The following is a 16346-nucleotide window of genomic DNA, read 5'->3' on the forward strand; positions in this document are numbered from 1 at the left end:
CGGGGCCAGTCCCAATTTAGAAGGCTACAAGGCCCGCCAATTAGGCCTTAGGCATCGGCAAATCCGGCAACCCACTATCGTTAACCAATCCCTGCATTAACAGTTTCACGCTGTTCTCACCCTCACCCATATGGGCATTCAGGCGGCTCAGTTCAGCCATGGTTTCACGGCTGCGGCGTAGCCGAAGGCTGGTTTCGAAGTACTCCCGCGCTTTGCCCCAAAGCTCATTTCGCAGGCTTAGGCGGCCAAGCGCCAACAGCAGTTCCGCATTATTGGGCCGGTCTTTCAGCCATTGCTCGGCTACCAGCAACTGCTCATCCGGCTTCAGGCCTTTTACGCGGCCATACAGATTGACCAATTCATCACCCCAGTGATTGCGCAGGACTTTCCTCAGCAGGGTTTCAGCCTGGGCTTCGTCGCCCAGGTCGGCAAGCAGCCGGGCATACTCGCGAATGGTGTGCTCGTCGCGGCGGAGAAATCCTGGCAATTCATCCCACAGTTTGGTGAGCGGCTCAAGGGAAGCGGAAGGCTCGCCCGAGTGGCGGCGGCATTCCTCAGCAGCACGCTGCAGCAAGTTGAGCCAAACCAGGCGTTCCAGGTCGCCCTGTTCTTCACTCTCCATCAGGTTACGCTTGCGGATTTCCGGCAACAGGCGGGAAAGCTCGCGCCAGTCTTCCAGGCGAACATAGGTGTTTTTCAGTAACTTAAGTACAAACGGATGATGAGGCGCCTGCTTGCGCAGCCGCACCAGCGTCGCCAGGGCCTGCTCCAATCGGTTGCCAGCCAGCTGTAACTGGGCCTGGGTGATGCCCACGGCCATGTCGGAACCCGGTGTGCTTTCAAACGCTTTGCGCAGCAGTTCGTCAACGGCCTCGTGATCGCCGGATTCAAACGAGGCCTGGGCCGCTGCCAGATAATTGATCAGTGGCGTGTCCGCATGATCTGCTGAGGAAATGAGCAGTTTGCGGGCACGGGGCCAGTTACCCTCCGCCAGGGCTAGCAGGCCCTGAGTGGTACGGCGCCGGGCCCGGCGTTCGTTGCTGCGGGCCAGCCAGCCGGCGACCATGCCGGTGCCATGACGCAGGCGCCGGAACAGATTGATGGCCAGCACGGAGGCCACCACCAGCAGCACCAGCAACGCCAGACCAATCCAGAAGTTGGTTTCAATCAGGTAGTTGCCCAGACTGATGCGGATGTAGCCAAGATCGTACTGCAACCCCAGGGCAAGCCCGGTGCCCAGTAGCAGGGCGATCAGAATGATCAGCAGAATGCGGATCATGACGCATCTCCCTGTTGATCATTGCTGTCACTCTCTTCAGCATCTCCGTTGTTCAGCCGACCGGCCAGTCGTGACTTGAGCAATTTCAGTGAGCGGCTGATGTCTGGCAGTTCCGGATCAACGTTTCTTTGGGAGAGTTCTTCCAGAGTCTGGGAGAGCGCGATGATGCGGGAGTTACTGCTGTCATACCAGTTATTGATGGCATTGCTGGCTTTGGTCAGGGAGCGTGAGTACAACTCCTGGTGGCCGCGAAGTACGGCCAACTCGGCTTCTTCCAGCATCAACTGCAGATTGAGCCGTGCATAGGCGCTTTGCTCCGGAGACAGCAGGGGTTTGACCGGCTCATCGAGCCTGCGAACCACAACCACCTGAGACAGGGTTTGCTTGACCTTGTGCCATCCCTCGGCAACCAGTCCCTGCCCGGACGCATCGGCTTCCGGGTTCTCGCCGCCACTGACAAACCCTGGGGCGCGATCATGAATCAGTGCACTGTCTGTCAGTTGGTGGATGCTGTCGATGGCTGCTTCCAGTTTCAGGTAGAGGCCGGTGCGGTCGACATCGACAATGCCCTTGAGCGCCAGGATTTCCTTGGCCAGTTGCTGGCGAACCGGGTAAACGCCGATATCGTCTGATTCCGCCAGAACTTCATCACCGGATTCCAGTGCCGCCAAGGCTCCGCGAATGTCCTTTTCGATCATGAGCCTCTGGTTGGCCACCCTCAGCAGATATTCCGCCTCCGCCAGCAGCCAGTCGGTACGGGTGCGGTTACCGGCCTCCAGCAGTTCGCGGGCGTTGTGGTCGATCTGTCGTTGCTGGGTGGCGATCAGTTCACGCTGTTCAGACAGCTTGTCTTCCAGTGCTTGCAGCCGACGGCTCTGCTCGCTGCCGGTCTGGCCGTACATCCGGTCCAGTTGCTCGGTGTCACTTTCCAGGCTGGTGATGGACTGCTGCAGTGCCTGGTAGTTGTTCCATTGCTGCCAGCCCCAAAGAGCCAGGGCGACTGCCAGGGCAAGTGCCAACAGGGTAATGATCCAGAGGGGCCACAGTTTTTGCCGTGTTTGCTGATGCTTTTCGATCGGGGCGGGCAGTTGTGCGTTTGATTCTGTCACGGGCATCCTTACTTGGTGTTTCCGGAGCCTCCGTCCAGGCTGGCAAGTTGTCCTGCAACTGCAGCCACAATCGAGCTATCGGTAAGGCTTCCTGGTAGACACGTTCGCCGAAGGCCGGCCAGACGTGCTTGTTCGGCAATCCGCTCAACGGGGACAACCAGCAAAGTGTTTTCAAGATTATGGCCGGTATTGTCACTGAGTGCGATGAGATTGTTCAATGTTTCTCCCGACAGTGTGACGATGGCCTCGGGGGAAAAGTCGTTCAACATCGCGTTCAACGTTGCTTTATCATAGTCGGGACAGAAGCGACGATAAAGGGGCAGCACGGTGACTCGCGCACCTCTTTGTTCCAGGGTTTGCGGGATCAGTTCCCGGCCTTCCTGTCCGCGCACCACCAGAACCTTTTCGTGGTCTGGTGTGGCCAGCTCCGGCAACTGTAGCAAATCTTCACTGGTGTGGCCGGATTCCGGTCGCCGTGTTTCCAGACCGTAGTTGCTCATCACCGTGGCGGTTCCTGCCCCGACGCCGTACCAGTGGATGCCGGAGGGTGTCTGGGGCCACCACTCGTCCAGCCAGTCCAGCAGCAGGGCGGCGGCATAGGGACTGACGGCAATAACGTGGGTGAACTCGTCCAGGTTGAGGATCAGTGTGCGGGTTGTGGGGGCTTCCGGGAGAGGTTCTCTTGCAATGAGCGGCATGACCCGCGCATCGGCGCCGGCATCGCAAAAGCGCGAGGCCAGCCGGTCGGCTTCCGGTTGTGGCCGGCAGATGAGTATCCGCCGGCCCTTAAGGGGTAGCGAATCAGGTTGGGGTGTGGCCATAGATGTCAGCCAGCACCTTGTCTGCGCCCAGTGCGAGTAAATCTTCCGCCAGTTCGCGCCCAAGACGTTCGCCTTCGCTGCGGGGCGCGCGCCCTTCAACGCGGAACACCTGGGTACCGTCGACGGCGCCCACGAGTCCCCGAAGCCAGAGCATGTCATCGTCTTCCAGTAACGCGTAGGCCGCGATGGGTACCTGGCAGCCGCCCTGAAGGCGACGGTTCAGGGCCCGTTCCGCCTTCACTCGGTCCGAGCTGTCGCGATGGTCCAGGGGCTCCAGCATAGCGATCAGTTCCGCATCGTCGAGGCGGCATTCGATGCCAAGCGCGCCCTGGCCCACGGCAGGCAGGGATATGCTGTCTGGCAGACAGTAGCGGATACGGTCATGGAAGCCCAGGCGTTTGAGCCCGGAGCTGGCCAGGACGATGGCCTGATAATCGCCGGCGTCCAGTTTTGCCAGGCGGGTATTGACGTTGCCACGCAAGGTGCGGATTTCCAGGTCGGGCCGGTAGGCGCGCAACTGGGCTTCCCGGCGCAGGCTGGCGGTGCCGACAACGGCGCCGTGGGGCAGTGCGTCCACGTTCTCATAGTCATTGCTGATGAACGCGTCGGTGGGGTCTTCCCGCTCACAGATGGCCACCAGCCCCAGCCCTTCGGGAAATTCCATGGGCACGTCTTTCATGGAGTGCACGGCCAGGTCGGCACGGCCATCCAGCATGGCCTCTTCCAGCTCTTTCACGAACAGGGCTTTGCCACCAATTTTGGCCAGCGGCACATCCAGGATCTTGTCACCCTGGGTTTTGATCTTGACCAGTTCGACGTCTAGATCGTCATGTCGCCGTTCCAGTTCTGACTTGATGAATTCCGCCTGCCACAACGCCAGTGCGCTGCTGCGGGTTGCAATGCGAAGGGTTCGTTTTGACATGGTGTTCGTTGCCGGATCTGAAAAATGGAACGCCAAGGGTACTCTTTGTGAGGCGAATTGTGGAGCCGAATGTTGTGCGTCCAGACTACCCGGGGCTATGTTCCTTCAGCCATTGCCTCACAGCGGCGGCGTGTCTCCGGCTCACGGGCAATTGTCCGTGTTGGCCTGTCAGATCAACCAGATTCTGGCCATCCCGTTGCCTCAGCAGCGCTCGGATATAGCGCACGCCCACCAGTGTGTGCCGGTGAACCCGAAGCAGATATTGCGAGTAGGTGCTTTCCAGTTCTTTCAGGGTGTAGTCGGTGACGGTCTCGCCGCGAAGATGATGGATGGTGACGTATTTCTGATCAGCTTCGCAGTACAGGATTCCCTGAATATCGATCAGTTCGGTACCGCGGTGGGTGCGGATGGCTAGTTGTTCGTCGGTGCCGGATTGCTTTTCAGTCAATGCCTGCAATTGCACCCGGTTGATACGTCCTGCCCGGTTTAAAGCGTCGGCCAACGCTTCCCGGCGCACCGGTTTGAGCAGGTATGCCACCGCGTGTACGTCGAACGCCTGGATGGCGTAATGATCATAAGCGGTGCAAAAGATAATGGCCGGAGGGGCCTCGAGCGCAGTCATCCGTCGAGCGGCTTCCATGCCATCGGTGCCCGGCATGCGGATATCGAGCAGCAGGATGTCCGGCGCCAGGCGCGCGGTTTTCGCCAGTGCTTCCTCGCCGTCGCCAGCCTCGTCACAGACATTATAGCCAGGCAACGCCTCCACCAGTCGGCGCATCCGCTCCCTGGCCAGAGGTTCGTCGTCGGCAATCAGTACGCTGCGGTGATTGTTGTCGCCCATGCTTGCCTACTTGCTCCCTGTTGCCGGTTTTCCGTTGCCACTCGCTTTCTGCCACGGCAGCCGGAGAGTGACAGTATAGATATCATTCTGGTGGCTGTGTTTCAGCACGGCGGGCTCACCGAACAGGGCGTGCAGGCGGGACTGAATGTTGGCCAGCGCCATTCGGTTGCCTTCGTGGCTACCCTGGTCAGAGTCCGGGCGCGGGTTCTGCACCATCAGGTAGACTGAGGGTCCCTTGCGGTAGACCTCAACCTTTACGGTGCCTCCGTTCGGACGGGGCTGAATGCCGTGATAAATGGCGTTCTCGACCAGCGGCTGGAGGGTCAGGGGCGGGATGGCCTGTTGATCCAGTCCGTCCTCGATACGCCATTCCAGTGTCAGCCGGTCTTCCAGGCGCAGCTTTTCAATGGCCAGGTAACGCTTGCACAGATCCAGTTCCGCGCTCAGGGGAATCAGGCGGTCGCCGGTACGCAGGCTGGCACGGAACAGTTCGGACAAATCCAGCACGGCGTCTTCGGCCCGTTCCGGGTTGACGACGATCAGGCTGGCAATGGTGTTCATGCTGTTGAACAGGAAGTGTGGATGGATGCGTGCCTGCAGCGCTGTCAGTCGGGCCTGCATTTCTGATTCCCGTTGTTGTTGCCACTGGAACTGTAGGTAGAAGTAACGCAATACCATCAGTGTGATCAACAGTGCCAGCAGCAGTTTCTTGGCAACGCTCTGCCAGGCTTCCAGGCCGGGTTGTGGGTGCAGTACGCTGTCGGCGAAGAGGCTGAAGGCCAGCACGTCCAGCATCACGATGGTGACTATCACCACCGTGGCACGCGTAACCGTCAGCCGTGAGAGCCAGCGCCGCATGAGGCAAATCAGGGCGGCGCTGGTCAGCACTGTCCATTGCACGAACAGGGACAGCAGGCCGAAGTAATTCCAGTCAATCCAGTGGCTTTCGGCCTGAACGATGGACAGCACCAGCACCAGCAGTTCACTGGTGACTACCAGCAGGAAAACCGCTCTGACCCGGCAAAGGTCCGGCACATAAAAATCGGCGTCGCTTTCTGCGGCTGCCGGGGCTGGGCGTTCCCTGGTGTATCTTGCGGCCATTGAACCTGTTCCTGAATAGGGGAGGGCAACTGGGTGCTGCAGAATGCTATAATCCCGCGATATTCCATTTACCCATTCCCGCAGAATGATGCCGGGCTGTCAGCAGGAAAGATAGACCATGACGGATCAGAACAAGAGCGCCGAGAAACCCTGGGGCGGTCGTTTCACCGAACCCACCGATGCCTTTGTGGAGCGTTTCACAGCATCCGTAGGCTTTGATCAGCGCCTATACCATCACGATATTACCGGTTCCATTGCCCATGCCACCATGCTGGCGGAAGTGGGTGTGCTGACTGCGGAAGAGCGTGACACTATTATTGAAGGCCTGAAAGCCGTCAAGGCGGACATCGAAGCCGGCACCTTCGAATGGTCGGTTAGCCTGGAAGATGTGCACATGAACATTGAGGCTCGCCTGACGGACCGTATCGGCATCACCGGCAAGAAGCTGCACACTGGCCGCAGCCGTAACGATCAGGTGGCCACCGATATCCGCCTCTACCTGCGTGATGAAATTGATGTGATCTCCGAAGAACTTCGGCGCCTGCAAGCCGGCCTGCTGGATCTGGCCGAGCGCGAGGCTGAGACCATCATGCCAGGATTTACGCACCTGCAGACCGCTCAGCCGGTCACCTTTGGCCATCACCTGTTGGCCTGGTACGAAATGCTGGTGCGGGATGCCGAGCGCCTGCAGGACTGCCGCAAGCGGGTGAACGTGATGCCCCTGGGTGCCGCGGCGCTTGCGGGTACAACCTACCCGATTGATCGTGGCATCACCGCAAAGCTGCTGGGCTTTGACCGGCCCAGTGAGAATTCCCTGGATTCCGTGAGTGATCGGGACTTTGCCATCGAATTCTGCAGTTTTGCCGCCCTGTTGATGACCCACCTGTCGCGCTTCAGTGAGGAACTGGTACTGTGGACCTCAGCCCAGTTTGATTTCATCGACCTGCCGGACCGCTTCTGCACAGGCTCCTCCATCATGCCGCAAAAGAAAAACCCGGACGTGCCGGAGTTGGTGCGTGGCAAGACCGGCCGAGTGAATGGTCACCTGATCAGTCTGTTGACCCTGATGAAAAGCCAGCCACTGGCCTATAACAAGGACAATCAGGAGGACAAGGAACCGTTGTTCGATACCGTGGACACTGTGAAAGGCTGCCTCAAGGCCTACGCGGATATGATCCCGGCCATTGAAGCACGGGCCGACAACATGCGTGTGGCGGCCAAGCGGGGTTTCTCCACTGCAACTGATCTGGCGGACTATCTGGTCAAGAAAGGTGTGGCTTTCCGTGATGCCCACGAGATTGTGGGCAAGGCCGTCGCTTTTGGCGTGGCAGAAGGGCGTGACCTCTCCGAGATGACCACGGAAGAGCTCACCCGCTTCTCCGACGTCATCGGCGAAGACGTGTTCGATGTGCTGACGCTGGAAGGTTCCGTGCAGGCGCGTGATCACCTTGGCGGCACCGCGCCGAAGCAGGTGCGCGCTGCAGTAGCGCGCGCAAGGCACTCTAGCTAGCCTCCGATCTTCCCCGTAGTCAGGGCAACCTCCACCGGTTTCAGCTCCTCAAGTGGGCGTGGCCGGTAGAGGCGGAAGCCCTGGCCGTAGTGAATACCGAGGGTTCGTACCTTTCGGAGGGTGTCGTCGTTCTCAATGAAGGTGGCGACCGTTACCTTGCCCGAGGCTTCCGCTATTTTATGAAGCGCCTCTACCATTACCTGCTGCACCGGATCGTCGTTCAGGTGCTGCATGATCTTGTGGTCGAGCTTGATGATGTCCACCGGCAGCTTTGCCGCCAGGCCATAACTTTCCACCGACGCTCCCGCGCCATCCAGCGCTACCCGGCAGCCAATGCGGTGCAGGCTGTCGCAGAGTACCGCGACATCGTCCGGATACTGAGTGGCGTGGGCTTCCCTTATCTCCAGGCAGAAGCATTCCGGGGCAAAGGGTGATCCTTTCAGTGCGGCTTCCATGAAGTCCGCAAACGAGTCATCCAGTACGCTGGCAAGGGACAGGTTGAAACCGCAGTACTTGAGGCGCGGCTCCAGCAGACGGTGCTGTTCGAGCCAGGCCAGGGTCTGACGGATCACCTGGCGATCCAGGCGTTTGGCGAGATCAAAGCGTTCGGCAACGGGCAGGAAAGCGTCCGGGGTCAGCGGAGGGCTGTCGGGCGTCTCGCCGGGAATTCGGGTCAGTATTTCTATGTGGTCGCCCCAGGTAACACTGGCGACGGGGCGTAGTGATTGGTATTCAAGTTTGAGGTGGCCGCTGTCGAGTGCCTGCTGGATCTGTTCCAGCACCGCATTGGTGGTGCCCTCGTCCAGCGACAGAGACATGGCCCGGGCGGCATGGATCCGGTTGCGGCCGGAGGTTTTTGCGGTGTGGCACAGGTCAGCCGCCTGGGTCAGCAGTTGTTCGGAATCGGTGGGTGCGTCGTCGTCCAGAAACAGCAGGCCGCCACTGGCCGTTGTCTGCAATTGTTTGTCCTGCCAGTGGAACACGAAACCGCCGATCAGCTCGAGAATGCTGTCGGCAATCTTGCGGGCGCGCGCTTCGGGACAGTTTTCGATCAACAGGGCGAAGGTGTCGCCGGCCAGTCGTGCCAGTGCATCCCGCTGTCGGATCTTGACCCCGAGATTGCCGGCCAGCTCACGCAGGTAACGGTCGCAGGTGCCGCTGCCGGCGATGTCATTGAAGTGGTCAAACCCATCCAGGTCGAGATAGAGCAGGCTGTCACTGCTTTCCCGCCGGGGCTTTTGCTCCAGCGTTCGCTGCAGACGGCCCAGGAAGGCTTTTCGGTTCATCAGGCCGGTGACCGGGTCATGCTGGACGCGGTATTCGCTGCTGGAGGAATTCTGCAGGCGGTCGCTTATGTCCCGGGCCACGTGAACGGCGCCAATCACATCGCCCTGGTCGTTGGTCAGGCGTTGATAGTGAATCTCGTAAAGCGGCAGCTCCCGATGCTGCTGCGCCATGGGCATTTCCACCACGAAGCTGTCGCGCTCGAAGGCGCGGTGCCAGAGCCGCTCGATAAGCCGACGTTCGTTGGGGAAGCTCTGCAATACGTCGTTCAGGTTGCTCCCGGATTCCGGCCGAAGGCCGAAGGTGAGCTCGAACTGCCGACTGAAGGCGCGGTTGAAATGCAGCAGGTTGAGCTGGCGATCAACCGCGACCACCAGGTCGTTGGTGGCGTTGATGGTGGCGCCCAGCATCTGCTCAGCTTGCTGGCGGGCGAGGGTGTGATTGCGCTCAGGCGTGTGGTCGACCAGAGTTCCCCCCAGTCGCTGTATCCGTTCGCCGGCTTTCAGGGCGCGACCGGTCAACGTCACGCGGCGAACGTTCTGTCGCGCGGTTATCAGATCCAGAGTCAGGGAAAAGGACTGCCCGGTGCGGATGCAGCGACGGAACAGGGCGCGTATCTTACCCTGGCTGGACTGGCAGTAGAAAAGTGCCTGTTCGGGTGTGATTTCGCTACCGGGTCTCAATTCCAGCAGGTGATACATGCCGTCCGTCCAGATCAGCTCATTGCTGTGGAGGTCCAGCTCCCAGATGCCAACGCCAGCCGAAGTTTCAGTCAGCCGAATCAGGCGGTGGTCGATGGGGGAATGGTCTCGCTGGCTTATAAATGCACTGGCTGCCTGGTCGGAATCGCGAATGTCCATGCGCAGACTAAGGCCCGCCGTGAAGAAAAAGCCTTCCTTGTGGCGGAAGGTGATCAGTATCGACTCGCCATTTTCAATGCGGTGGCGATGGGCCGGTGCAAAGGGATCGTCCTGGCGTGCGGCCAGGATGCACTGAACCTTGCGACCCTCCAGTTCGCTGGCGTCGTAGCCCAGCACTGCCTCGGCGTGATGATCAGCGAACAGGATCACGCCGTCGTCGTTGATGCGGATCAAGGTTCGACGTTCGGCGCCCTGGGGGGCGTCGGAACGGTCTCGACGGATAAAGAATTCTTTCACGACGGAAAAGCCTCAGCCAGGTTGTAGCGGGAGCGTGCTAATGTTCCCCCGCTTTTATTTTTTTGCCGATTTTGCCACGATTCGGTCATCATACTGATAATGGTATCGGAAAGAACCTCTCCCGCGGAGTCGCCTTGACCATCCAAACCGCTCCTATTGCCCTGGACTTTGATGAGGGTATAGACCGAAAAACGCTGCGCCGGCTGCGGGACCGGTTCATGGCTGTCAACCGGGAGCGCTGGGATCGTGCCCACTCGGCGCTGACCTATCGGCAACAGGCGGTCTTGGACGTGTTGCCACTGGTGTTCCATCTTAATCACCCGGCTCTGCCCGGTTATCTCGACAGCGACTGTCCCTATGGGCTGAGCCACTATCGCCCCCCTGAGTCCACGCTGAACGCTGCCCGGCGACTGGCAAGAACCTTTTCACTCAAGGACGAGGGGCGCAGAAAGCCAGACCTGGAAGCCTTGTTCCTGATGGGCAGTCCCGGGACCCTGGGTCATTCGGTGGCCAGTGATCTGGACATCTGGCTGTGTCATCGTCCGGATCTCTCGGAGCGGGGCGTGCAATGCCTGGAACGTAAGGCTCAGAGTCTGTCCATTTGGGCCGAGAGCCTGGGGGTTGAGCTTCATGTGTTTGTGTTTTCCGCCGCCGACTGGCGTGCCGGAAGGCAGCGAGCGGAAGTGACCGGGGAAAACTGCGGCAGTTCGCAGCACTATCTGCTGCTGGACGAATTCTACCGAACGGGCATTCACCTGGGCGGCCGTTATCCATTGTGGTGGCTGGTTCCCGTGGAGGATGAGCGGCGCTATGACGAGTGCGCCCGGCAGCTGATTGACTGCCGTTTTATCCGGGGCGATGAATACATTGATTTCGGCCCCGTGTCCTCGATACCGCAGGAAGAATTTCTGGGAGCTGGAGTCTGGCAGTTGTACAAAGGCATCGACATGCCCTGGAAGTCGATCCTCAAGCTGCTGCTGATCGAATGCTATGCCCGAAGTAATGAGAGTAACGACAGTAGCGAAAGTACCGAAAGTAACGAGAAGCCACTGTTGTCTCGGGTCTTCAAGGCGGCGGTGTATTCCGGTGAAACCAACCCTGATCGGCTCGACCCCTACATGCTGCTGTACGAACGGCTGGAGCAGTGGCTGCTTGAAGAAGATGCACCCCAGCGTCTGGCCTTGGTGCGTCAAAGTCTTTATCTCAAGGCGGGCCTGCCACTTACCCGTTCGGAACAGACCCTCTCAGGCTGGAGAGCCAAGCTATTGCAGGCCCTGGTGGACTCCTGGGGTTGGTCGGCTGCTGAGTTGAAAAACCTGGACAACCGGATCCGCTGGCGTGCAGAGGACGTGGTCACTCTTCGTCGGGTCGTGGTGGCCGAGTTGACCCACAGCTATCGACTGCTGTCTCGCCTGGCGCGGGATCATGGCACCCGTGCGGCCATCAGCAGCAATGACATGAACCTGCTGGGGCGCAAGCTGTATGCCGCCTTCCAGCGTAAGGCCGGGAAGGTCGAACAGATCAACCCCGGGCTCGCCCCCTCCTTGGCGGAAGAGAATCTTGCGTTCCATCACCAGTCGGAACAGGGTGGTTCGGCTGGTCACGATGGCTGGTTGCTATACCGTGATCTTGAGGATCCGTCAGATGCACTCTGGCAGCCGGTCATCCGCCGTTCGGGCAACCTTACTGAGCTGTTGGTCTGGGGCTATTACAACGGCTTGCTGACCCGGGCCACACGGTTGAATGTTCGGGCTGGCAGCAGTATCGCCTCGGTGGCAGAGTTGCGGGAAATGCTGGATGCACTCGGTGCGTTTCTGCCATTCCCGGTGGAGCCGGCCGGCCGGGAGGCGCTTTCCCGGGGCGTGCACCCGCTGCGCAACCTGCTGTTTGTCAATGTGGGGGTCGACCCGCAGGCCTATCTGACCGAGCGGGGATTGCACAAGCTGAGCGCCCGTCACGATTCACTGGGCTTCAGCGGCGGACGGGAGAACCTGGTGAACACCATTGACCAGGTCACCTTCAATAGCTGGCACGAGGTGAGTTTGCAGCACTATGCTGCCGGAGACACGCTGGTGCAGTGCCTCAAAAACGTGCTGGCCTCGGTGGCTAACGCCCCTGACCGGTTGCCGGACATCATGGTTCATAGCCACAGTACAGGCCACGGAGCCGCCATAGCCCGCCGCGTACGCGAGCTGTTCATGGATGTGATGCGTTATTTCTTCGCCGGCGGTGTCGGCCCTCACCCCCTGCGTTACGTCATCGAGATGGACCGGCGATTCTTTCTGCTTCAATTCAGTGGCACCGAGCCCGGATTCGTGGCCCTGGACAGCAACGAAGCGCTGATGGCGCACCTGTCCAAACCGCAGGAATCCTACGTGCCGGTGGTGTTTGACCAATACGCATTGCTGGATGACCTGCCATTACGCACCGTATGTCATGCCAGCGAACCGGATAATATCCAGGTGTTTTACCGGGTCACGGGAGAGACTGCGAAGGTATGGGTCGTGGATGAATTGGGGGCGGTGTTCTGCTGGCAGCAGGGTTACACCAATCGTCGCTTCCTGCTGGTGCCCTTGCTGCGATTCCTGGAGAACCTGATTGAGCGACGGCAGTTGCGACAACTGGATTCCGTGACCGGTGTTGCAGGTGTCCAGTGCTATGAGATGGTACTTCGCGACGGTCAATGGCGTGCGGAAAGGCGGCCGGACGCCGATAGCAACATGCGCCTGCCTGGGCTGGATGTGCAGGCGATCGGTATTCAGGAGGGCGACTCCCAGGTGCGTTTCGATATTTTCTGCGGCGACCAGGAGTTTACCATTCAGGAGTATGGAGACCAGCTGATACCGGCGGTGGCCCACTATATTCGTTCGCTCCGTCAAAGTGACGAGCACTACCCGGTCTACCTGACGGATGTTCACCTACCCCATGACCTGGATCCACAGGTATACCAGCAGCATATCCAGACCATCCAGTATCTCTACTACCGCACCGAGCTGGAAGCTTTGCTGAACCGGCATCTGTAGTATCCGGAATCGTGAGCGGTGGCATCTCGCCGGGCACGGTCTCACTCAGGTATACTGCGTGCATACAGACAACGGGGGCCGCTACCGATGAAACCAGGACAGAGACTCATGTTCCTGCTGTTAATGGTCGCGTTTCTGGTTGGGTGTGGCCAGAAGGGGCCATTGTATCGTCAGGCGCCAGCCAGTGACGATGCTGCCGCCGAGCAGACCACGCCCAGTCAGAAATCCGACGAACACGACAGCAGCAAACAGGCTGAAGACCACTAGGTTCGGCGGGCTGCCCCGAAAACAGGCTCAGGACATCCATGGATCACTTTAATTACCGCAGCGGTGAGTTGTTCGCTGAGAACGTGGCGGTTGAGGACATTGCCCGGCGTTTTGGTACGCCAGCCTATGTCTATTCCCGCGCCACCCTCGAGCGCCATTACCGCGCCTATGATGAGGCGCTTGCCGGTCGGCCGCACCTGGTGTGCTACGCCGTCAAGGCCAACAGCAATATCGCCGTACTGAACGTGTTGGCAAGGCTCGGCGCCGGTTTTGATATCGTGTCTGCCGGAGAGCTGGAGCGGGTGATCCGTGCCGGCGGAGACCCTGCGAAGACTGTCTTTTCCGGGGTTGGCAAGCAGCGCTGGGAAATGCGCTGCGCCCTCGAGGCCGGTGTTCGCTGTTTCAATGTGGAATCCGACACCGAACTGGATCGCCTGGACGAAGTGGCAGGCGAACTCGGTGTAAGGGCACCGGTTTCCCTGCGTGTGAACCCAGACGTGGACGCAGGCACCCATCCCTACATTTCCACAGGGCTGAAAGAGAATAAGTTCGGTATCGACATTGCCGAAGCCCCGGCTGTCTATGAGCGTGTTGCCGCCATGCCGAACCTGGACATACAGGGTGTGGATTGTCATATCGGCTCGCAGCTGACGTCGGTGTCGCCTTTCCTCGATGCACTGGACCGTGTGTTGGAGCTGATCGACACCCTGGCGCAAAAGAATATTAATATCCGACACCTGGACATGGGCGGTGGCCTTGGGGTCACCTACGACCAGGAACAGCCGCCGCAACCGTCGGATTACGTGACCGCACTGGCGGAACGCCTGGGCGACCGGTCGCTGGAACTGATCATGGAACCGGGGCGGTCCATTGCCGCCAACGCCGGCATCCTGCTGACGCGGGTGGAATTTCTCAAGTGCACCGAGCATCGCAACTTCGCCATCATAGATGCGGCAATGAACGACCTGATTCGTCCCGCGCTCTACAGCGCGTGGCAATCCATTATCCCGGTAACGCCCCGCAACGAAGGAGACGAGAAAGAGTGGGATCTGGTTGGGCCGGTGTGTGAGACGGGTGATTTCCTTGGCAAGGATCGCAAGCTGAGACTCCAGGCGGGCGACTTGCTGGCGGTTCGCTCCGCTGGGGCCTATGGTTTTGTCATGAGTTCCAACTACAACACACGTAACCGCCCACCGGAGCTGATGGTGGATGGCGAGCAGGTGCACGTGGTGCGTCGGCGGGAAACCCTGGATGAACAGCTTGGCCCAGAAAGCTGTTTGCCGGAATGAGTGGAGAGGCGGAGATGAGTCAGTCCCGGCGCAATCAGGGCCCAATGCTTAACTTCACCAAGATGCACGGTCTTGGGAACGACTTCATGGTGGTGGACGCCATCAGCCAGCCCTTTCGCCTGCGCCCGGAGATGATTCGCGAACTGGCCGACCGGAATTTCGGTATTGGCTTTGATCAGTTGCTGGTGGTTGAACCTCCGGGGTTGCCCGATGTGGACTTCCGCTACCGGATATTCAACAGCGACGGCTCGGAAGTCGAGCAATGTGGCAACGGTGCCCGCTGTTTTGCGCGCTTTGTCCGTGATCAGCGTCTGACCAACAAGAAGGTGATCCGGGTTCAGACCGCCAAGGGCGTTATCGAATTGAGAGTCGGACGTGCAGGCATGGTCACTGTCGATATGGGGGTGCCGGAACTCAATCCCCCGGCCATTCCGTTCGCCGCTGACCGCCGCAAGGACGTGTACACAGTGGAACTCGGCGGTGATACCGTGGAGCTCAGTGCCGTCTCCATGGGCAATCCCCATGGGGTGCTATTGGTGGATGACGTGGATACCGCGCCGGTAGGCGAATTTGGCCCCAGGCTTGAGAGCCATCCGCGGTTTCCGGCGCGTGCCAACATCGGGTTCCTTCAGATCATTGACCGTACCCGCGTTCGCCTGAGGGTATTCGAGCGTGGTTCCGGCGAAACCATGGCCTGCGGCAGTGGTGCCTGTGCAGCGGTGGTTGCTGGCTGCCTGCGAGGGCTGCTGGACAACCGGGTGGACGTTGAACTGAAAGGTGGGCGTCTGGTCATCGAATGGCAGGGTGAGGGGGCCCCTGTTATGATGGAAGGCCCGACGGCCAGCGTTTTCGAGGGTCAGCTTCGCCTACCGGCAGACCAGCCTCCGAGACGACGTAAGAGCACACGGCACAGCGATGCAAAATCCGGTATCAACCGACAGAACAATCGCCATCGCCAGCCGGCCACATCAAGGCCCTGACCATCAGGAGAGCAGCATGACAGAACAAACGGCCCACAAGAAGGCCGAAGGGCTCACCCGGGAAGCCGTCGCAGACTATCTGCGGAATAACCCCGATTTCTTTATTGATCAGGACGAACTCCTGCGCAGCCTGACCCTGCCCCACGACAGCGGTCGGGCGATCTCGTTGGTGGAGCGCCAGGTGCATCTGTTCCGCGAGCAGCGCGACACGTTGCGGCGCGAGCTGGTGGAACTGGTGTCCATTGCACGCCACAACGACCGCCTGTTCGAAAAGAGCAAGCGCCTGCTGATGCAGGTGATTGAGGCCCGCAACCTGAATGATATGGCCGCCGCGATTGATGACAGTATCCGTGGTGATTTCGGTCTGGACGCGGCCTCGGTGATTCTCTTTACCGACAGTGAGTTGCCGGCAGCGGCGCAAGGTGCTCTGCACGTTGTGTCGCCAGACGCAGCGAAAGCGCGCCTGGGCGGCTTGCTGGAAGGAGATCGAGCGGTCTGTGGCCAGTTCCGTGAGAGCGAGCGCAGTTTCCTGTTCCCGGATCGGGAGGAGCCCATTGCCTCAGTGGCGCTGGTTCCGCTGCGCAACAACGAACTGGTTGGGGTGTTTGCCGTAGGCAGCTGCGAGCCAGGGTACTTCGACCAGAGTATGGGCTCGCTATTCCTGACCTACATCAGCGACACCCTGAGCCGCCTGTTGCCGCCCATCCTGCAAAGGCATGCCGCCACGTTGCCTGTCACCGATGTGGTCGCGGAGTCCCGCTGA

Annotated in this window: 13 protein-coding genes; 6 read left to right on the plus strand and 7 right to left on the minus strand. The window is 59.8% G+C overall.

What is annotated here, in order from left to right:
* Positions 1–40: 40 nt before the first annotated feature.
* The 6 genes from AC0B60_RS14240 to AC0B60_RS14265 all read right to left on the minus strand — a co-directional run bounded on the left by AC0B60_RS14240 (position 41) and on the right by AC0B60_RS14265 (position 6073).
* Positions 41–1279, minus strand: coding sequence for a heme biosynthesis HemY N-terminal domain-containing protein (locus AC0B60_RS14240; protein WP_465086492.1), 1239 nt, complete (start codon positions 1277–1279; stop codon positions 41–43).
* The gene (locus AC0B60_RS14245) at positions 1276–2394 is read right to left on the minus strand and encodes a uroporphyrinogen-III C-methyltransferase (RefSeq protein WP_465086493.1); all 1119 of its coding nucleotides are present in this window, start codon (positions 2392–2394) and stop codon (positions 1276–1278) included. The genes AC0B60_RS14240 and AC0B60_RS14245 overlap by 4 nt, the downstream gene beginning before the upstream one ends.
* A gap of 2 nt (positions 2395–2396) precedes the next feature.
* Positions 2397–3209, minus strand: coding sequence for a uroporphyrinogen-III synthase (locus AC0B60_RS14250; protein WP_465086494.1), 813 nt, complete (start codon positions 3207–3209; stop codon positions 2397–2399).
* Complete coding sequence (hemC, locus tag AC0B60_RS14255) at positions 3190–4131, minus strand: hydroxymethylbilane synthase (RefSeq protein WP_465086495.1); 942 nt, start codon at positions 4129–4131, stop codon at positions 3190–3192. Before hemC ends, AC0B60_RS14250 begins: the two co-directional genes overlap by 20 nt.
* 85 nt (positions 4132–4216) lie before the next feature.
* A complete protein-coding gene (locus AC0B60_RS14260) occupies positions 4217–4972 on the minus strand; it encodes a LytR/AlgR family response regulator transcription factor (protein ID WP_465086496.1) in 756 nt (251 codons plus the stop codon).
* A gap of 6 nt (positions 4973–4978) precedes the next feature.
* Entirely contained in the window at positions 4979–6073 is a 1095-nt protein-coding gene (locus AC0B60_RS14265; RefSeq protein WP_465086497.1) for a sensor histidine kinase, read from the minus strand.
* Positions 6074–6191: 118 nt separating this feature from the next.
* On the opposite strand from AC0B60_RS14265, the gene argH reads away from it, so the two are divergent.
* Positions 6192–7583 carry an argininosuccinate lyase gene (gene argH / locus AC0B60_RS14270; protein WP_465086498.1) on the plus strand — a complete coding sequence of 464 codons (1392 nt, stop codon included), beginning with the start codon at positions 6192–6194 and terminating at the stop codon, positions 7581–7583.
* Here argH and AC0B60_RS14275 read toward each other — a convergent pair.
* The gene (locus tag AC0B60_RS14275; RefSeq protein WP_465086499.1) at positions 7580–10024 is read right to left on the minus strand and encodes an EAL domain-containing protein; all 2445 of its coding nucleotides are present in this window, start codon (positions 10022–10024) and stop codon (positions 7580–7582) included. The genes argH and AC0B60_RS14275 overlap by 4 nt on opposite strands.
* Before the next feature lie 134 nt (positions 10025–10158).
* Here AC0B60_RS14275 and AC0B60_RS14280 point away from each other — a divergent pair, with 134 nt between their 5' ends.
* From AC0B60_RS14280 to AC0B60_RS14300, 5 genes are all read left to right on the plus strand, one after another.
* Entirely contained in the window at positions 10159–13047 is a 2889-nt protein-coding gene (locus tag AC0B60_RS14280; RefSeq protein WP_465086500.1) for a class I adenylate cyclase, read from the plus strand.
* An 87-nt stretch (positions 13048–13134) separates the two neighbouring features.
* Positions 13135–13314, plus strand: coding sequence for an LPS translocon maturation chaperone LptM (gene lptM / locus AC0B60_RS14285; RefSeq protein ID WP_465086501.1), 180 nt, complete (start codon positions 13135–13137; stop codon positions 13312–13314).
* Positions 13315–13352: 38 nt separating this feature from the next.
* Complete coding sequence (lysA, locus tag AC0B60_RS14290; protein WP_465086502.1) at positions 13353–14603, plus strand: diaminopimelate decarboxylase; 1251 nt, start codon at positions 13353–13355, stop codon at positions 14601–14603.
* 14 nt (positions 14604–14617) lie between these two features.
* Positions 14618–15583 (plus strand): diaminopimelate epimerase, encoded by a 966-nt coding sequence (gene dapF / locus AC0B60_RS14295; RefSeq protein ID WP_465086503.1) that lies wholly within the window; start codon positions 14618–14620, stop codon positions 15581–15583.
* A gap of 16 nt (positions 15584–15599) precedes the next feature.
* Positions 15600–16346, plus strand: coding sequence for a DUF484 family protein (locus AC0B60_RS14300; protein ID WP_465086504.1), 747 nt, complete (start codon positions 15600–15602; stop codon positions 16344–16346).

The organism is Marinobacter sp. V34, from assembly GCF_055524115.1.

Coding starts and splice junctions, on each gene's coding strand:
- lysA (WP_465086502.1), top strand. CDS start 13,353: ATGGATCACTTTAATTACCGCAGCGGTGAGTTGTTCGCTGAGAACGTG.
- lptM (WP_465086501.1), top strand. CDS start 13,135: ATGAAACCAGGACAGAGACTCATGTTCCTGCTGTTAATGGTCGCGTTT.
- argH (WP_465086498.1), top strand. CDS start 6,192: ATGACGGATCAGAACAAGAGCGCCGAGAAACCCTGGGGCGGTCGTTTC.
- AC0B60_RS14265 (WP_465086497.1), bottom strand. CDS start 6,073: ATGGCCGCAAGATACACCAGGGAACGCCCAGCCCCGGCAGCCGCAGAA.
- dapF (WP_465086503.1), top strand. CDS start 14,618: ATGAGTCAGTCCCGGCGCAATCAGGGCCCAATGCTTAACTTCACCAAG.
- AC0B60_RS14240 (WP_465086492.1), bottom strand. CDS start 1,279: ATGATCCGCATTCTGCTGATCATTCTGATCGCCCTGCTACTGGGCACC.
- hemC (WP_465086495.1), bottom strand. CDS start 4,131: ATGTCAAAACGAACCCTTCGCATTGCAACCCGCAGCAGCGCACTGGCG.
- AC0B60_RS14250 (WP_465086494.1), bottom strand. CDS start 3,209: ATGGCCACACCCCAACCTGATTCGCTACCCCTTAAGGGCCGGCGGATA.
- AC0B60_RS14260 (WP_465086496.1), bottom strand. CDS start 4,972: ATGGGCGACAACAATCACCGCAGCGTACTGATTGCCGACGACGAACCT.
- AC0B60_RS14300 (WP_465086504.1), top strand. CDS start 15,600: ATGACAGAACAAACGGCCCACAAGAAGGCCGAAGGGCTCACCCGGGAA.
- AC0B60_RS14245 (WP_465086493.1), bottom strand. CDS start 2,394: ATGCCCGTGACAGAATCAAACGCACAACTGCCCGCCCCGATCGAAAAG.